The sequence below is a fragment of the Phaeobacter gallaeciensis DSM 26640 genome (genome assembly GCF_000511385.1).
Taxonomy (GTDB): domain Bacteria; phylum Pseudomonadota; class Alphaproteobacteria; order Rhodobacterales; family Rhodobacteraceae; genus Phaeobacter; species Phaeobacter gallaeciensis.
On record NC_023137.1, the window covers coordinates 260685 to 276663 of the forward strand.

Annotated in this window: 15 protein-coding genes and 1 tRNA gene; 7 read left to right on the plus strand and 9 right to left on the minus strand. The window is 58.7% G+C overall.

Annotation, left to right across the window (positions count from 1 at the left end; genetic code table 11):
• Window positions 1–91: 91 nt before the first annotated feature.
• From GAL_RS01260 to GAL_RS01285, 6 genes are all read right to left on the minus strand, one after another.
• Window positions 92–1018: an electron transfer flavoprotein subunit alpha/FixB family protein gene (locus GAL_RS01260; RefSeq protein ID WP_014876040.1), complete on the minus strand. Its 927-nt coding sequence runs from the start codon at window positions 1016–1018 to the stop codon at window positions 92–94.
• Window positions 1018–1776: an electron transfer flavoprotein subunit beta/FixA family protein gene (locus GAL_RS01265; RefSeq protein WP_024095797.1), complete on the minus strand. Its 759-nt coding sequence runs from the start codon at window positions 1774–1776 to the stop codon at window positions 1018–1020. Before GAL_RS01265 ends, GAL_RS01260 begins: the two co-directional genes overlap by 1 nt.
• A gap of 320 nt (window positions 1777–2096) precedes the next feature.
• Window positions 2097–2669, minus strand: coding sequence for a cob(I)yrinic acid a,c-diamide adenosyltransferase (locus GAL_RS01270; RefSeq protein ID WP_024095798.1), 573 nt, complete (start codon window positions 2667–2669; stop codon window positions 2097–2099).
• A gap of 3 nt (window positions 2670–2672) precedes the next feature.
• Window positions 2673–2879: a twin transmembrane helix small protein gene (locus GAL_RS01275; protein WP_024095799.1), complete on the minus strand. Its 207-nt coding sequence runs from the start codon at window positions 2877–2879 to the stop codon at window positions 2673–2675.
• 67 nt (window positions 2880–2946) lie between these two features.
• Window positions 2947–3777 (minus strand): SDR family NAD(P)-dependent oxidoreductase, encoded by an 831-nt coding sequence (locus GAL_RS01280; protein ID WP_024095800.1) that lies wholly within the window; start codon window positions 3775–3777, stop codon window positions 2947–2949.
• Between the two features lie 33 nt (window positions 3778–3810).
• Entirely contained in the window at window positions 3811–4512 is a 702-nt protein-coding gene (locus GAL_RS01285; RefSeq protein WP_024095801.1) for an SH3 domain-containing protein, read from the minus strand.
• 307 nt (window positions 4513–4819) lie between these two features.
• Between GAL_RS01285 and parC the strand changes: the two genes are divergently transcribed.
• From parC to tuf, 3 genes are all read left to right on the plus strand, one after another.
• On the plus strand, window positions 4820–7168 hold the full coding sequence (gene parC / locus GAL_RS01290) for a DNA topoisomerase IV subunit A (protein ID WP_040104249.1): 2349 nt from the start codon (window positions 4820–4822) through the stop codon (window positions 7166–7168).
• Between the two features lie 127 nt (window positions 7169–7295).
• Window positions 7296–7907, plus strand: a complete 612-nt coding sequence (locus GAL_RS01295; RefSeq protein ID WP_024095803.1) for a hypothetical protein — start codon at window positions 7296–7298, stop codon at window positions 7905–7907.
• 258 nt (window positions 7908–8165) lie between these two features.
• On the plus strand, window positions 8166–9341 hold the full coding sequence (gene tuf, locus GAL_RS01300) for an elongation factor Tu (RefSeq protein ID WP_024095804.1): 1176 nt from the start codon (window positions 8166–8168) through the stop codon (window positions 9339–9341).
• 997 nt (window positions 9342–10338) lie between these two features.
• On the opposite strand, the gene GAL_RS01310 is transcribed toward tuf, so the two are convergent.
• On the minus strand, window positions 10339–11049 hold the full coding sequence (locus tag GAL_RS01310) for a lysophospholipid acyltransferase family protein (protein ID WP_040104247.1): 711 nt from the start codon (window positions 11047–11049) through the stop codon (window positions 10339–10341).
• A 152-nt stretch (window positions 11050–11201) separates the two neighbouring features.
• Between GAL_RS01310 and GAL_RS01315 the strand changes: the two genes are divergently transcribed.
• Window positions 11202–11277 (plus strand) — tRNA-Trp (locus tag GAL_RS01315).
• Window positions 11278–11439: 162 nt separating this feature from the next.
• Here GAL_RS01315 and GAL_RS01320 read toward each other — a convergent pair.
• On the minus strand, window positions 11440–13632 hold the full coding sequence (locus tag GAL_RS01320) for an O-linked N-acetylglucosamine transferase, SPINDLY family protein (RefSeq protein WP_024095807.1): 2193 nt from the start codon (window positions 13630–13632) through the stop codon (window positions 11440–11442).
• 301 nt (window positions 13633–13933) lie between these two features.
• On the opposite strand from GAL_RS01320, the gene secE reads away from it, so the two are divergent.
• Both secE and nusG read left to right on the plus strand, forming a co-directional pair.
• Window positions 13934–14131 (plus strand): preprotein translocase subunit SecE, encoded by a 198-nt coding sequence (secE, locus tag GAL_RS01325; RefSeq protein WP_008560174.1) that lies wholly within the window; start codon window positions 13934–13936, stop codon window positions 14129–14131.
• A gap of 243 nt (window positions 14132–14374) precedes the next feature.
• The gene (gene nusG, locus GAL_RS01330) at window positions 14375–14908 is read left to right on the plus strand and encodes a transcription termination/antitermination protein NusG (protein ID WP_014876030.1); all 534 of its coding nucleotides are present in this window, start codon (window positions 14375–14377) and stop codon (window positions 14906–14908) included.
• Between the two features lie 57 nt (window positions 14909–14965).
• Here the strand turns inward: nusG and GAL_RS22745 are convergent, their stop codons facing one another.
• Window positions 14966–15253 (minus strand): DUF6525 family protein, encoded by a 288-nt coding sequence (locus GAL_RS22745; RefSeq protein WP_024095808.1) that lies wholly within the window; start codon window positions 15251–15253, stop codon window positions 14966–14968.
• Between the two features lie 299 nt (window positions 15254–15552).
• On the opposite strand from GAL_RS22745, the gene rplK reads away from it, so the two are divergent.
• The gene (gene rplK, locus GAL_RS01340) at window positions 15553–15978 is read left to right on the plus strand and encodes a 50S ribosomal protein L11 (RefSeq protein ID WP_024095809.1); all 426 of its coding nucleotides are present in this window, start codon (window positions 15553–15555) and stop codon (window positions 15976–15978) included.
• Window position 15979: the final 1 nt, after the last annotated feature.

A 15979-nucleotide genomic window follows, 5' to 3' on the forward strand; every position in this document is an offset into this window, starting at 1 on the left:
ACCGGCGCCCTTCGGGCGACTGTTCTATGGGCGCCCACGGAAAAAGCCCGCAACACCGGTTGCGGGCTTCCTCATTAGATAATTGCCAAGCTTACAGTTTTTCGATCAGCTCGGGCACAGCCTGGAACAGGTCGGCGACCAGACCATAGTCGGCCACCTGGAAGATCGGAGCCTCTTCATCCTTGTTGATCGCGACGATGATCTTGGAGTCTTTCATGCCTGCCAGGTGCTGGATTGCACCGGAGATGCCAACCGCAACATACAGCTCAGGTGCGACGACCTTACCGGTCTGACCCACCTGCCAGTCGTTCGGTGCATAGCCCGAGTCGACTGCGGCACGGGACGCGCCAACTGCGGCACCCAGCTTGTCTGCGAGGCTTTCGATCAGTTTGAAGTCTTCTTCGGAGCCAACACCGCGACCACCGGAGACAACAACACCAGCAGAGGTGAGTTCGGGACGATCGCTGGCGGCGACTTTGTCCTCAACCCATTCGGACAGGCCGGGGTTCTCAGCCGCGGAGATGGTGTCAACAGAGGCAGAGCCGCCGTCGCCAGCCGCGTCAAAGGTGGAGGTCCGGAAGGAGATCACCTTTTTCGCATCGCGAGACTTCACGGTCTGGACCGCGTTGCCTGCGTAGATCGGGCGCTCGAAGGTGTCGCCGTCAACAACGCCGGACACATCCGAGATCACCATCACATCCAAGAGGGCCGCCACGCGGGGCAGGACGTTCTTGGCGTCTGTGGTCGCGGGCGCAACGATGTGTTCGTAGTCGGATGCCAGCGACGCGATCAGCGCTGCAGTCGGCTCCGCCAGGCGGTGGCCCAGCGACGCATCTTCGGCAACCAGAACCTTGGCGACGCCTGCGATCTTCGCGGCTTCTTCGCCAGCTGCTGCTGCGGATGCACCGGCGGCCAGCACCGTCACATCGCCCAGTTTGCCCGCGGCGGTAACCGCTTTTGCGGTTGCGTCCAGCGCCAGGGCGCCATCGGTCACTTCGGCAAGGAGAAGAACAGCCATTACACAGCCCCCGCTTCTTTGAGTTTCTCAACCAGCTCATCGACCGAACCCACGATGATGCCAGCGGCACGGGCTTCGGGTTCTTTGGTGGAGATGATTTCCAGACGCGGCGAGACGTCGACGCCGTAGTCGGCGGCGGTTTTCTCGTCGAGCGGCTTTTTCTTCGCCTTCATGATGTTCGGAAGCGAGGCATAGCGCGGCTCGTTCAGGCGCAGGTCGACGGTGACGATGGCGGGCATCTTCACTTTGATGGTCTGCAGGCCGCCATCCACTTCACGGGTCACAACAGCGTTGTCGCCATCGACGTCCAGTTCAGAGGCAAAAGTACCCTGGGACCAACCCAGCAGTGCCGATAGCATCTGACCTGTCGCGTTCATGTCGTTGTCGATCGCCTGCTTGCCCGCCAGAACCAGACCGGGCTGCTCTTCCTCGACCACTTTGGCGAGGATCTTCGCAACCGCGAGAGGCTCGACGTCAGTGTGGACGTCATCAGCCGCGTTGACCAGGATCGCGCGGTCGGCGCCCATGGCAAGTGCGGTCCGCAGGGTTTCCTGCGCCTGTTTCACACCGATGGAGACAACAACGATCTCATCTGCTTTGCCGGCTTCCTTGAGGCGGATGGCCTCTTCGACGGCGATTTCGTCGAACGGGTTCATCGACATTTTGACGTTGGCGAGATCGACACCGCTGCCGTCCGCTTTGACGCGGACCTTCACGTTGTAGTCAATCACGCGCTTGACAGGCACGAGTACCTTCATTTTGCGTTCTCTCCTTAACAAACGGCAAGCCGCCGAGGCGACTCTCCTCCATGCTCTCGCGATGTTGATAGCGGCTTAGATTGCGCCGCAACAGGGCAAAATCGTCACGTTACCGCCCTCCGACGTCGCGTCTGACGGTTTGCATCATCAGTTTTGCAGGAATGTTGCGACGAAAAATGCTGCACTGCCGCAAGGGAAGCAGATCGTGGCGCAGAATCACGGCTTACCGACCAAGCGGTCCAGCCGCCAGTGCGGCCAATGGCATGACGCGCCGCGCAGACTGACTAGCCCCTATGGCGTGAGAAAGATGCCTGAGGGTGCTAGCGATTAGCGCCAGGCACCCACAGAACATCGCGTGCCCCATTGTCGTTGGCCGCGCGCGATGCGACGAAGAACCAGTCCGAGAGCCGGTTGAGATAGGTCACCGCCGCCGGATTGATGTCCTCCTGCGTCGCTAAGTCGGTCGCTAAACGTTCGGCACGTCGCGCCACAGTACGGCAGACATGCAGATGCGCGGAGAGTGCAGCCCCGCCCGGCAGCACGAAGCTGCGCAGCGGCGAGAGTTCCGCGTTCATCGCATCGATTTCCGTTTCCAACCGCGAGACCTGCGCATCGGCAATCCGCAGGGGCGGGTAGTCAGCATCAGCGTCCTTGTCCATTTCCGGTCGGCACAGATCTGCGCCAAGATCAAAAAGGTCGTTCTGGATGCGGGCCAGCGCGGCGTCCATCTCATCCTTGGCCTCAAGCCGGGCCACTCCGACAAAGGCGTTCAGCTCATCCGACGTGCCATAGGCATTCACCCGCGCGGAATGTTTGGCCACTCGGTCGCCATTGCCAAGCGCGGTGTCCCCCTTGTCACCGGTGCGGGTGTAGATCTTGTTCAATACGACCATGGCTCACTGACCTCCCTGGGTGCGAAGATAGACATAGCCAAGGATGAACACCACGGCGAGAAATTGAAACAGGATGCGCAGCCGCATCATCTTATTTGCATTTCTGGCATTGAAGGCACCACCGGCGCCAAATCCACCAATGCCGATCACCAGCACGATGACAGTTGCTGCGATTGCAGCAATCGCCAGGATGTAGAGCGGGTCGCCCATCTTCTCATATTCCTTGTTTCTTATCGCGCCAGCGGTTGCCCCCATGGCAGATCTGGCCGCGCATCAGCTATCTAAGTCGCGCGAGGATGCGGTCAATCGCGCGTGTTGTCAGGATGCGTTTTAGCACACCGCCAATATGGGTCGGTACGGTGACATAGTAACGCGGATGCGGGCGTTTGCTCTCGCAGGCATGAACCAGCTTGGCTGTAACAGCTGAGGCCGGGAGCTCAAACCTGTCTGGCCCGGTGCTCTCGTAGAGACGTTTCAGCAGGCTCGCCTCATAGCGGTCACGCAGGGCGGAATTTTCCCAATCGACGTATTTTTCGAAATGCGGAATGGCCTTTTCGCGGATCTTCGATGTAACAGGGCCAGGTTCGATCAACACCACTTTGATACCGCTGTCGCGCAGTTCAACCCGCATGGTGTCGGTTAGGCCCTCTATGGCGTGTTTGGTGGCGACGTAGGCCCCGCGCCATGGGAAGCTCACGAAGCCGAGGATCGAGGAATTCTGCACGATGCGACCATGGCCCTGCGCACGCATCACCGGGATGACGTTGCGGGTCAGTTCGTGCCAGCCAAAGACATTGCTTTCAAAAATGCTGCGCAGCCCCTCGGTGGAAACATCCTCAACCGCGCCGGGCAGGCCATGGGCACCGTTGTTGAACAGCACATCCAGTGTGCCGCCGGTGTGCGCTAGCACCTCGCCCAAACCGCTGCGGAGTGTTTCAGCATTTGTGTAATCCATCAATGGGCTGATGAACCCTTGGGCACGCAGCCTGTCGCAATCGACGCGTTGACGGCAGGAGGCAAAAACAGTCCAGCCCCGTTCGCGCATCCCATGCGCCGCGTCCAGCCCGATCCCGGAGGAGCAGCCTGTCATCAGGATCGTTTTTTGCATAAAGCCCCTCGCGCGGTCACCTGTACCGACGCTTTATGGGCGTTTCTGGCTCACCAGGGAAGCGGCAATCCAGCCAACTTTGCCGTCTTTTACGGTGCGCAGGTGCAGCCAGCCGGTGCCGATATCTTCAAATACCGCAACTTCTTCACCGTTGCTCAGCCGGTCAACGATTGGATACACCGTGCCCGGGCCGGAGCGCATATTGACGCGCGTCGCCGTGATGGAGCGAATGTCAGCGGCTGGCTCGACGATGTCCTGCGGCTCGCTCTCAAGCGCGGCCTGGACCAGTGGTTGTGTCGATAGCCCGTCGGTGAGCGAGGCCAGCTGTACCGCACCAGATGTTGCAGGAGACGTTTGGAAGCTCGCCTGAGAGGTTGTGGTGGCCGAAAATGCTGTATCACTGTTGCTAAGGCCTGCGCCGACAGCGGCGATCTGCTCCATCGCGACCCGAGAGCGCAGCGCGGGGTCGGCGGCTGGTCGGGCCGGTTTCGTGTTTGCCGCTTGTGTCGTATCACTCTGCGGGACGCGCAGGGCCACCTTGCTGATCAGCGACTCGGCTGTTACCTCAGTGCTGCGGATGGATGCAGTCGATGGGCTGCTGTCGCTGCCAAACGCGGCCTTGGCGATATTAACTGCGGCTGAAGGACCCTTCGGCGGTTCAAAATCTGCGCCGCCACTGGCCTCGTAAAATCCCCAGCCCAAAAACAGAAACGATGCAATAACAAAGCGTGACATATACAAATCCCCCCCAGGATCAGCCTGATAACCTGTGCAAATTGATGAGTGGCGAACATCCGCCCGCATGCAGGTAATACGCACCTACAACACAGTTTGTTCCGGCATCTTCAAACCCTACAGCAGTTTAACGAGTCGCAATAGGGGAGAGGTGGCCGCTTTCTCCCCCGATTTGATCGACGTTGAACACGGAACGGTGTTGATGTTCTGCAAACCCCACACGTGGTCGGGCCGATATATGGGGGTAACTCTGCATTTTCTTACGGCGCTGCTTTACCAAGACTGGAGGGGGCAGTATCACCAAGACATGACCGACCTGGTAGATGATCAAGACACCCCCGATTCCCCCGCATCCGGAGAAATACTGGAACCGTTGCGCCGCGCGATTGGCGAGCGTTACCTGACCTATGCTCTCAGCACCATTATGCACCGGGCATTGCCCGATGCGCGTGATGGCCTGAAACCGGTGCATCGCCGCATTCTCTACGCCATGAGCCGCTTGCGACTCACCTCCACCGGAGGGTTTCTGAAATCGGCCAAGATTTCCGGCGACACCATGGGGGATTTCCACCCTCACGGGGATGCTGCGATTTATGATGCTATGGCGCGTCTGGCGCAGGACTTTAACGTCCGCTACCCGCTGGTTGATGGTCAGGGTAACTTTGGCAACATTGACGGCGATAACCCTGCGGCCTCGCGCTATACCGAGGCGCGGATGACCTTTGTCGCCGAGGCGATGCTGGAGGGTCTGAGCGAAAACGCCGTTGATTTCCGCGATAACTACGATGGACGACTGACCGAACCGGCGGTACTGCCTGCGACGTTCCCGAATATCCTTGCCAATGGGGCGGCCGGTATCGCCGTGGGCATGGCAACCAATATCCCGCCGCACAACATCAGCGAACTGATCGATGCCTGTCTGCATCTGATCAAGACCCCTGATGCGCGCGATGATACTTTGCTGAACTATGTGCCCGGCCCGGATTTCCCAACGGGGGGCATCATCGTCGAGCCTAAGGAAAACATCGCCAAGGCCTACAATACCGGTCGTGGTTCTTTCCGTCTGCGCTGTACCCATGAGGTTGAGGACCTGGGCCGCGGCCAATGGCAGATCGTCATCACCGAGATCCCCTATCAGGTCCAGAAATCCAAGCTGATCGAAAAGATCGCGGAGCTGATCCAGACCAAGAAGATCCCTATTCTGGGTGATGTGCGCGATGAGTCGGCGGAGGATATCCGCATCATTCTTGAGCCGAAGTCCAAGAATGTGGACCCCGAAGTGCTGATGAACATGATGTTCCGCAACTCGGATCTGGAAATTCGCTTCAGCCTCAACATGAACGTCCTGATCGACGGCGTCACGCCCAAGGTCTGTTCGATGAAGGAGGTGTTGCGCGCCTTCCTTGATCACCGTCGCGATGTCTTGCAGCGCCGCTCGCAGCACCGGATGGATAAGATCGATCACCGTCTTGAGGTGCTCGAAGGCTTCATTATCGCCTTCCTCAATCTGGATCGCGTCATTGATATCATTCGCTATGACGATGATCCTAAGGCCGCGTTGATGCGGGAGGACTGGTCGCTGGATCACCCGCGCGCCTATACCGAAGCTGACTACATTTCGCCCGCTATCGGTGCGGGGGAGTTGAGCGAAGTGCAGGCCGAGGCGATTCTCAACATGCGCCTGCGCAGTTTGCGCCGCTTGGAAGAGATCGAATTGGTGCGCGAACGTGACGCCCTGCGCGACGAACGCGCCGGGCTGGTTGAATTGTTGGCATCAGAAGATCTGCAATGGTCCCGCATCGCGGAACAACTGAAGGACACCAAAAAGCAGTTCGGAAAAACCTATGAGGGCGGCCCGCGCCGCACCCGCTTTGCCGAGGCGGGAGAGGTCGAAGAGGTTCCGCTGGAAGCCATGATCGACCGCGAGCCGATCACTGTGGTTTGCTCACAAATGGGCTGGATCCGCGCGATGACCGGCCATATCGACCTGGGGCGCGAATTAAAGTTCAAGGATGGCGACGGCCCCCGCTTCATCTTCCACGCCGAAACCACGGACCGATTGCTGGTTTTTGCCTCCAATGGACGGTTTTACACGATTTCCGCGTCCAATCTGCCCGGCGGGCGTGGCATGGGAGAGCCTCTGCGGCTGATGGTTGATCTGCCGAATGAAGTCGAAATCGTTGATATCCTGATCCACAACCCGGAAGGCCGCCTGCTGGTCGCTTCTGATGCGGGCAATGGCTTTATCTGTGCCGAGAAAGATATCGTCGCCCAGACCCGCAGTGGCAAACAGGTGCTGAACGTCAAAGACGACGACCGCGCCAAGATCTGTATCCCGGTGACGGGCGACCACGTTGCGGTGGTGTCCGAGAACGGCAAATTCTTGGTCTTCGCAGTCGAGGAAATGCCGGAACTGACCCGAGGCAAAGGCGTGCGTCTGCAGAAATACAATATGGCGCGTGGCAAGCAGGGGTCGTTGGAACTGGATGGCGGGCTGAGCGATGTCACCACCTTCAACTGGGATGATGGCCTCAGTTGGGAAATGGGTGGCGGTAAGACGCGGCACGAAACTGACTTGGGGCAATGGCTGGGCAAACGCGCCGGTATCGGCAAGCGGCCGCCGTATGGGTTCCCGCGCAATTACAAATTCAAATAGGGCGCCTCTTGCGGCCATGCACCTGTGGCCTCAACGCCACCCGTCGGAACCACAGGGCCATCATGGCTTTACCGGTTCCGTATGGGGCGGCTATCTGAGGGCGTCTGTTAACTGAAATGAGACTGCTATGATCCGGATCTTCGCTCTTCTGGCCGCCATGGTCGCCGTTGCCGCCTGCACCGCAGCCGCGCCTGACGAACCCCTGGAGGATCTCGGTACCTTCAAGCTCGGCCATAATATCGTGATCGCCTCCAAGGTGCAGATGGTGCCGGGTTCACGTGAAGTCTCACAGAAAGAATGGGTCGATATTCTCACCAATGAGGTCGATGCCCGGTTCAGTCAATATAATGGCGACAAGATCTATCACTTTGGCATCAGTGTTGAGGGATATTTTGTTGCCCCCGGTGGTGTGCCGCTTGTGCTGAGCCCAAAATCTGTCCTGGCCATTAATGTGACGGTCTGGGATGACGCCGCAGGCACCAAGCTGAACAAGGCCGTGAAGAAATTCACTGTCTTTGAGACGACAACCGCAGACAGCTTCCTCGTTGGATCTGGTCACGCCCGTACCCGGGAAGAGCAGATGCTGGGGCTCGCGCGCAATGCTGTTGGCCAGATCGAAGACTGGTTGGTGGAGCAGCGCAAAGAAAATGGCTGGTTTGAGCCGGAACTGGGCAATGCTGCGGACCTCAGCGAAGATGCCACCGGCGCAGGCGCTGGGCAGACGGCAGCAGCTGGCTAACGTTCTCGAGGCGCCTTTTATCCTCATACAGCCGTAGAAACTTGCGCGTATTGCGCGCGAATTCGCGTCTGCACCTGACATCATCCCAACTCCGATGGGGCTCGCGCGCTGGCTGTGGGGTCTCGTCTACGATCTTGCGGTGATTTGCGCGTAGACGTGCCGGAACGGGTTGATTTTCACCCGCAAACCAAATAAGCCGCGCGCGCAGAGGAAATTCGGGTCGGGTTTCGACCCCCAATTCAAAAGGGCGCCTACAGAATGGCTAAGGAAAAGTTTGAACGTACAAAACCGCACGTCAACATCGGCACCATCGGCCACGTTGACCACGGCAAGACCACGCTGACCGCAGCGATCACCAAGTATTTTGGTGACTTCAAAGCCTACGACCAGATCGACGGCGCACCTGAAGAGAAAGCGCGCGGGATCACCATCTCGACCGCGCACGTGGAATATGAGACCGAAGGCCGTCACTACGCCCACGTCGACTGCCCTGGCCACGCTGACTATGTGAAGAACATGATCACCGGTGCGGCGCAGATGGACGGCGCGATCCTGGTTGTGAACGCTGCTGACGGCCCGATGCCGCAGACCCGTGAGCACATCCTCTTGGGCCGCCAGGTTGGCATCCCGAAGATGGTCGTGTTCATGAACAAAGTGGACCAGGTTGACGACGAAGAGCTCCTGGAGCTGGTCGAAATGGAAATCCGCGAGCTGCTGTCGTCCTACGACTACCCCGGCGACGATATCCCGATCATCGCAGGTTCCGCTCTGGCGGCGATGGAAGGCAACAAGCCTGAAATCGGCGAAGAGAAAATCAAGGAGCTGATGGCGGCTGTTGACGATTACATCGACACCCCTGAGCGCGCTGTTGACCAGCCGTTCCTGATGCCGATCGAAGACGTGTTCTCGATCTCTGGCCGTGGTACCGTTGTGACCGGTCGTGTTGAGCGCGGCGTGATCAACGTTGGCGACTCGATCGAAATCGTTGGTATCCGTGACACCTCCACCACCACCTGTACCGGTGTGGAAATGTTCCGCAAGCTGCTGGATCGTGGTGAAGCAGGCGACAACATCGGCGCACTGCTGCGCGGTGTTGACCGTGACGGCGTTGAGCGTGGTCAGGTTCTGTGTAAGCCGGGTTCCGTGAAGCCGCACACCAAGTTCGAAGCTGAGGCCTATATCCTCACCAAAGAAGAAGGTGGTCGTCACACCCCGTTCTTTGCGAACTACCGTCCGCAGTTCTACTTCCGCACCACCGACGTGACCGGCACCGTGACCCTGCCTGAGGGCACCGAGATGGTTATGCCGGGCGACAACCTGAAGTTCGACGTTGAACTGATCGCGCCGATCGCGATGGAGCAGGGCCTGCGCTTCGCGATCCGCGAAGGCGGCCGCACCGTCGGCGCCGGCGTTGTGTCCAAAATCACTGAGTAAGACGGCTTTGCCGTCTGGCGGGCGGCAGTTGGTTTTGCGCAGCAAAATCAATGAGAGCCCGCACAGGTGAGATGATAGAAAGGGCCTCCCTTGGGAGGCCCTTTTTCTATGCGGTAACGCCTGAACAGGGCAGGGACCGGCCAGGGGCCGGAGGCGGTCTTGCAAAAGCTCCAGTGAAGCTTTTGAGGCCGCAGGGAGCGTCAGCTCCGGGTGCGAAGATTCGCGCCCGCCCATTCGGGCAGGCCGGGCGCGGCCCGAACACGGGGCGTCCGGGCGGGTACAAAACCGCGGTCTATTTGCCTCTTAAAGCACTAATGAAAATCAGTCTTGCAGGAATGTCCGTTAGGGAGTGGTTTGTGTTTTCCGGGGTTGCCTCTATCCGGTATCTTCCAGTGGACAGTCTGGCCGAAGCAACTTCCAGCCCGTACTTTTTGCCGATAGCCATCATAAGACTTGGCAGCAGGTTCGATTGCTCAAAGACCAGCTCATCTTAGCCAATTCCCCATTCGTAGATTTTCACGGAGAAGGTGAGGAGGCCGGGATCATCCGTTGTCTGATCGGGCGGGCCAACGTCGTATCCGTCCCTTCTGAGTTCACTGGCACGGCCAGCGCGCTTTTGCAGCAGCAGATACAGTCCATACTCTTTTGGTCAGAGCACTTTTGTTTCCAAAGAAACCGTGTTGCGGGATCCAAGATCGATTTCTGTTTCCGTCCAGGCCTCGCCGCACATCAGGAACGCAGCGGAGGTAACGAAGCATGTTGTGGTACGCAGAAGTGAGATGCTGAATACGTGCATTTTTGATCTGTAGAATTTCGAGTTTAAAAGGAAAGTGGTGTCCCGCCAGAGTTCTGCATTCTGAGGTTGAGCGTAATCCGGCGCGACTCTGAGCATGAGAGGCATTAAACTCACGCCTGTTTTGGCGCCTGCAGACCAAGCAGTTGCTTGAGGCTCCTACAGGAGATCAATCTATCTTCAGTCGAATTTGAGAAGCTGAGATCAACTCACTTGCGTCTTCGCATCCTCATCACTTCGACCGGTGGCAGCATCCGCCGCATCAGTGATTGTGTCCAATGAGGTTTCAATGCTTTGGCGCAGCCTTTCGAATTCTTCGTCGGTGGGCTTTTTGGGCACTTCCTCTGTCCATTCCTGACAGAGGAGAACACCACGCGAAAACGGCAGCGGCAGCATCTGCTGGTCCCAGGTCGGCAGCTTCATCACCTTCTTCTCGGCAAAAGCGACGGTGAACACACGACATCCGGTCATCCGCGCCCAAGTGATAGGCACGCCGGAGGATACACGGGCCGGGCCTCTTGGTCCGTCGGCGGCGATGCCGATCGAGCATCCTTCCTTGGTGCGGCGCAGCACTTCGCGGGATAGCGCGACGTGGCGTTTGTGACTGGACATCGGGATGGTCTCAAACCCCAATCGCACCAAAATTTGCCCCGCCAGCCGTCCGGCGCGGGCGGCAGACGTCAGCGCGCAAATGCGGCCCAGAGAGGTGTCAAACAGATAGGGGGCCATGATCAGCCGCTGGTGCCAGAGTACGAAGATCACCGGCTTCCCCGATGCGACGCAGGCATCCATCTCCTCAAACCCCCGACGCTCCCAGCGCGAGGTGCGATAGGCGAATCGTACATAGCCAGCCAATAGGGTCTCGACGGTGCGATTCACCTTCGGGCTGTCGGCGATTTTCTTACGCAGGCTCACTCTGGGCTCTTTCTTCTGGATCCTTTGCCTTGTCATACTGGAGCCTGACAGCCGGGACCAGTCATCCTGGCCTGAGACGCGGAAATCAGGGGGATTTCGTCGATTTCCCTCTTGCCAGCGGCGCATCCCTGGCTTAGGAACTGCCGCACCGTAGGGGTATAGCTCAGTTGGTAGAGCGACGGTCTCCAAAACCGTAGGTCTCGGGTTCGAACCCTGATGCCCCTGCCATTTTCCTAAGTTGCAAAACCAGTAGACGAATGTGCGATGATCGCGGTCGTGTGCTTTGTACTGCAGGCGGGTGGTCGCTGTCGTGATTGTAGTCCATTCGCGTTTCCCCCACCGCCTTGTTCGGACAGCGAGGGCGTTTGCGTCGGTTTTCCTATACTGTGGTCAGGCCGCGTGAATGGGCGGTGTGGTGACCTTCCCGCGGGGCAGACTGTCGACGGGCGGTTTGGGCATAAAATCCTCGGCTGGGACCGCCACGTGCTGTGGCGGGAGGGCGTCGCAGTGACGTGCGAATACAATGTCCAACCCCCGTTCCAGATCCTGCATGTAGCCAGCGGTATTGAACAGCGGGGCCTTGGATTGCATCAGACGCAGCTTGCTGCGAAGCGCCATCAACTGGTCGCGATCTCCGGCCAGTTCCAGGGCGCGCGCCTCATAGCCCTGGGGCGTCGTCGTCTGCAATTCCTCCATTCCGGCGGCGGCCAGCAGACTGGCGGTGGTGCGTGCAGCGAACTGGCGACCGGCCATCGTCAGCACAGGTAGCCCGGCAACCAGCGCATCACGGGCCGCAGGACCGGCATTTATGGTGAAACTGTCGAGGAAGAGATCCGCAACCATGCTGCGGGCCATCCGCTCCTCTCCGGTGCAGGATCGCGCAAAGATCAGGCGATCGGGGTCGACGTGGCGATCGCCTGCGGCTTGGCGAAGCGCTGCCTGCGCCTCTTCGGGGTGATCTGCCAGCCAAAGCACGCTGCCGCCGATCTTGGTCAGCAGGCGCATCCAGATGTCGAACTCACGCGGGGTTATCGCGTGGCTGGCAGAGAAACTGCAGAACACAAAGGCCTCATCCGGTAGACCGCAATCGCGACGGCTGAATTGATGTCCGGACAAATCTAGCGGGCCTGAAACACTCTGGTAGCTGTGCGGCAAGCGAATCAGATGTTCCTCGAAATACCGCTCACTGCCAGGCGGGCAGGTGACCGCATCCCCTACAATATAATCGTAGGCGGGGGTGCCCATGGTGCCGGGGAAGCCGGGCATCGCGATTTGAACCGGTGCAATACGGGCCGAGAATACGGTTGCATCAGCCTCTTGTGCATAGCTGGTCAGATCAATTGCAATGTCCAGCTGATCCGCCACCGCCTGTGTCTTGATTGTGGTAGGTGACAGTCCGCGAATGTCACGGTGTAGGACGCCGACAAGATCTGCGCGCGGCGCGCTCGCGGTGTAGGCATACAAGGCGAATCGGCTCTGGTCGTGGCGTGCTAGCAGACTGTCGAGCAGTCGCAGCGCGTCCAGATCCTGAGTTGAGCTGACAAAGTAGCCGATACGAAGTTGCTGAGGACGCGTTTCTGGACGAGGGCGTTGCGGCGCCGGATCCGCCTGCAGCCCTGCGCTGGCATGGGCCTGCATCCTAATGCGCAGGAGGTCGGGGTTATCTTCGAGGCCGATCTGAGCCTGCGGCGCACACGCTGAGCCGCGTAACCCTAGATGGCGACGGTGATCCTGATATTCATCCAGCCAGCGCCAATCGCAAAGATCGGCCATCAGGCGCAGCTTCAGGGCGCGGGCACGATCATCATTTGGGCGGGCCAGCAGGATCTGTTCCAGATTGCGGATCGCCTCAACCCTTTCGCCGACCATGCCGGTAAGCTGCGCTAGATTATAGCGTGCCTCCAGAAAACCCGGCGCAAATCGTGCGGCCCGTCCATAGAGATCACGGGCGATGCCCAGATTGCCAAGCTGGCGCTGGATATTGGCGCGGTTGTAGAGCAGCTGAGCGTTGTCCGGCGCCTGGTCAATCGCACTGGCAAAGCATTGGTCCGCCTCAATAATACGATCCTGATCTAGCAGTGTATTGCCTAGATTGTTGAGTGCAGGCAGGCAGGTCGAATCAAGCGACAGTGCTTTCTTGTAGAGGGCGACTGCATCCTCCGGACGGTTCTGGCGACGGTAAACATCCCCCATCGCAGCAAAGGTTGTGGCCGAGGTCGGATTCAGTTCGCAAGCTTTGTTGAGGCAGGTCGCAGCCTCATCCAGCGCGGTTTGTGCCAGATGGCAACGGCCGAGCAGTTCCCACAGGAATGCAGATTTCCGATGACTGTTCAGCAGTTCGGCGCATCGGGCTGCAGCCTGCTGATGGTGTCCGTGCTGAAACAGCGCAGTCAGCTGCTCTTGCAGCTCCGGATCCAATTTGGCTTCCGCCTGCTGTGGTCGCGCGTGGCCGCGCCCGGAAAGCTTGCCGGAAATTTGCATGGTCAGCGGTGGGGTTGCCTGCGCTTCGCGCTGGGTGGCGGCACCTGCTGGGGTGGTTTGGCTCAGGCCGGTTGCCTGTGGATCGTTCTGTGCGAGGGTCATGGAATCCTATCTCATAATCGCGCTCGGTGACGGGCGGGGCGCGATGAGATGGCATCTGCGCTGCCCGGTGGCGATATGTATGCCTCGCGAAAATTAAGATAGAATTGACTGAGCCGGCGCTGGTTGACGCAACGGCACAAGTCGGCACCGATCATCACAGGACCCCAGTTGCGAGCAGGCTTATGCCTCTTCAGCCAAACAGCGGACCCCGGCTGCCGGGGGTGATCTGCAGCGGGGCTTGAAATCGCCATAGTCTGAGGTTAAATCGCTGCTTGATTGCTAGCAGAGAGAACCCCGCCTCATGGCCACCACCAACCCCGTCCAGTTTATTCAGCAGGTTCGCGCCGAAGTTTCCAAGGTCGTCTGGCCGACCCGCCGTGAGGTGCTGCTGACCACCGTGATGGTGTTTGTCATGGCGGCGCTGACGGCCGTGTTCTTCGCCATTGTGGATATTCTGATCCGCTTTGGGCTTGAGGGCATCTTGGGCATGTTCGGCTAACTCAGCCTGATGACCCCGTGTTGCGCATCGTTGCGACACAGGGGGTTAGGCATTGCAATTGACGGCTCACCTCTTGATCTTGGACTCCCGGGGCGGTAGGTGAGCGCGTAGCTCTGACGTAGGCGTGTGGCGATTCGTGTCGCGCGCCGCTTTTTGTTAGAGGGCAGTCCCGAGAGGCTGTATTTTATTTCAGCAGTGGCACGGCAATCTTGTCGGCCAAGAGACACAAGGACGATCAGGTTCATGGCGAAACGGTGGTATTCGGTCAGCGTTCTTTCGAACTTCGAAAAGAAAATCGCAGAGCAGATCCGTACGTCGGTCGCAGAACAAGGCCTTGAGGACGAGATCGACGAAGTTCTGGTTCCCACCGAAGAGGTGATCGAGATCCGTCGCGGCAAGAAAGTCTCGACCGAGCGTCGCTTCATGCCGGGTTACGTGTTGGTCCACATGGAAATGTCCGACCGCGGCTATCACCTGATTTCTTCGATCAACCGTGTGACCGGCTTCCTCGGCCCGCAAGGCCGCCCGATGCCGATGCGCGACGCAGAGGTGCAGGGTATCCTCGGTCGTGTTCAGGAAGGCGAAGAGGCACCGCGCACGCTCATTTCCTTTGAGGTCGGTGAAAAGGTCAAAGTCAACGACGGTCCGTTCGAAGATTTTGACGGCATGGTTGAGGGTGTCGACGACGACAATCAAAAGCTCAAGGTCACCGTGTCCATCTTCGGCCGCGAAACCCCGGTGGAGCTGGACTTCACACAGGTGACCAAGCAGGGGTGATAACGCCCCTTTTTGGGATGCGAACGTGAGACAAGGCGGCCCGGTAGTGGTCGCCTTTTATCGTTTAGGTGAGGCGGCATCGGGGTGAGATGATCCCCAGATCTTTTGTGCATCCTTCACCATAAGTTTCCGCTGGATCAGGTTCAATTCACTGAATGCGAGCGCTCTATTCCCTGTGCGGGCCAGCGCCTTGTTGAAGGTGCGATGAACGGACCTCGCGCTCCAAGGCAGGACAGCGGATGAGATCCAGCGGCGCAGGTCTCGGGGGAGGCAGTCGTAATCCTGCATCGGGTTTCCACGGCGTGGCTTACGTTTCAGGCTGGTTTGACCGCAGTTTCCAATCATCTTAGAGGCCTCTGACAGGAGTGGTTTTAGTTTTTGACACAACAAGTAGTTAGGAGTTGTTATATGATATCATTACACTTGAAAAGTCGCTTGCCCTTATGTCACGCAAGCAGGTCGATTTCTACTGGCGTGTGCCTCGCCGAGCCTCTTGCCAACCTCACCATTCCCCTATAAATGCCGCCTCTATCGTCTTCGGGCGAGATTCTCTCGTGGGAGATGGATGGGTCGCGACCCTGACATCGGACCACGCAACACACACTGGGTAAGACGCGTCTTGCCCGAGTTGAAAGGAAAACCAAATGGCTAAGAAGCTTGTTGGCACAATGAAGCTGCAAGTGCCCGCCGGTAAGGCAAACCCATCCCCGCCGGTCGGTCCGGCACTGGGTCAGCGCGGCATCAACATCATGGAATTCTGCAAGGCGTTCAACGCCAAGACTGCAGACATGGAGCCCGGCGCACCGTGCCCGACCGTGATCACCTACTATCAGGACAAGTCCTTCACCATGGACATCAAGACGCCGCCCGCGTCTTATTACCTGAAGAAGGCCGCTAAGGTGAAATCCGGCGCGAACAACCCGTCGCGTGAAACCGTTGGCACCGTCAGCGTCGCTCAGGTGAAAGAAATCGCCGAAGCGAAAATGAAAGATCTGAACGCGAACGACATCGACGCCGCAATGCAGATCATCCTGGGCTCTGCCCGCTCCATGGGCATCGAGGTGAAGTAAG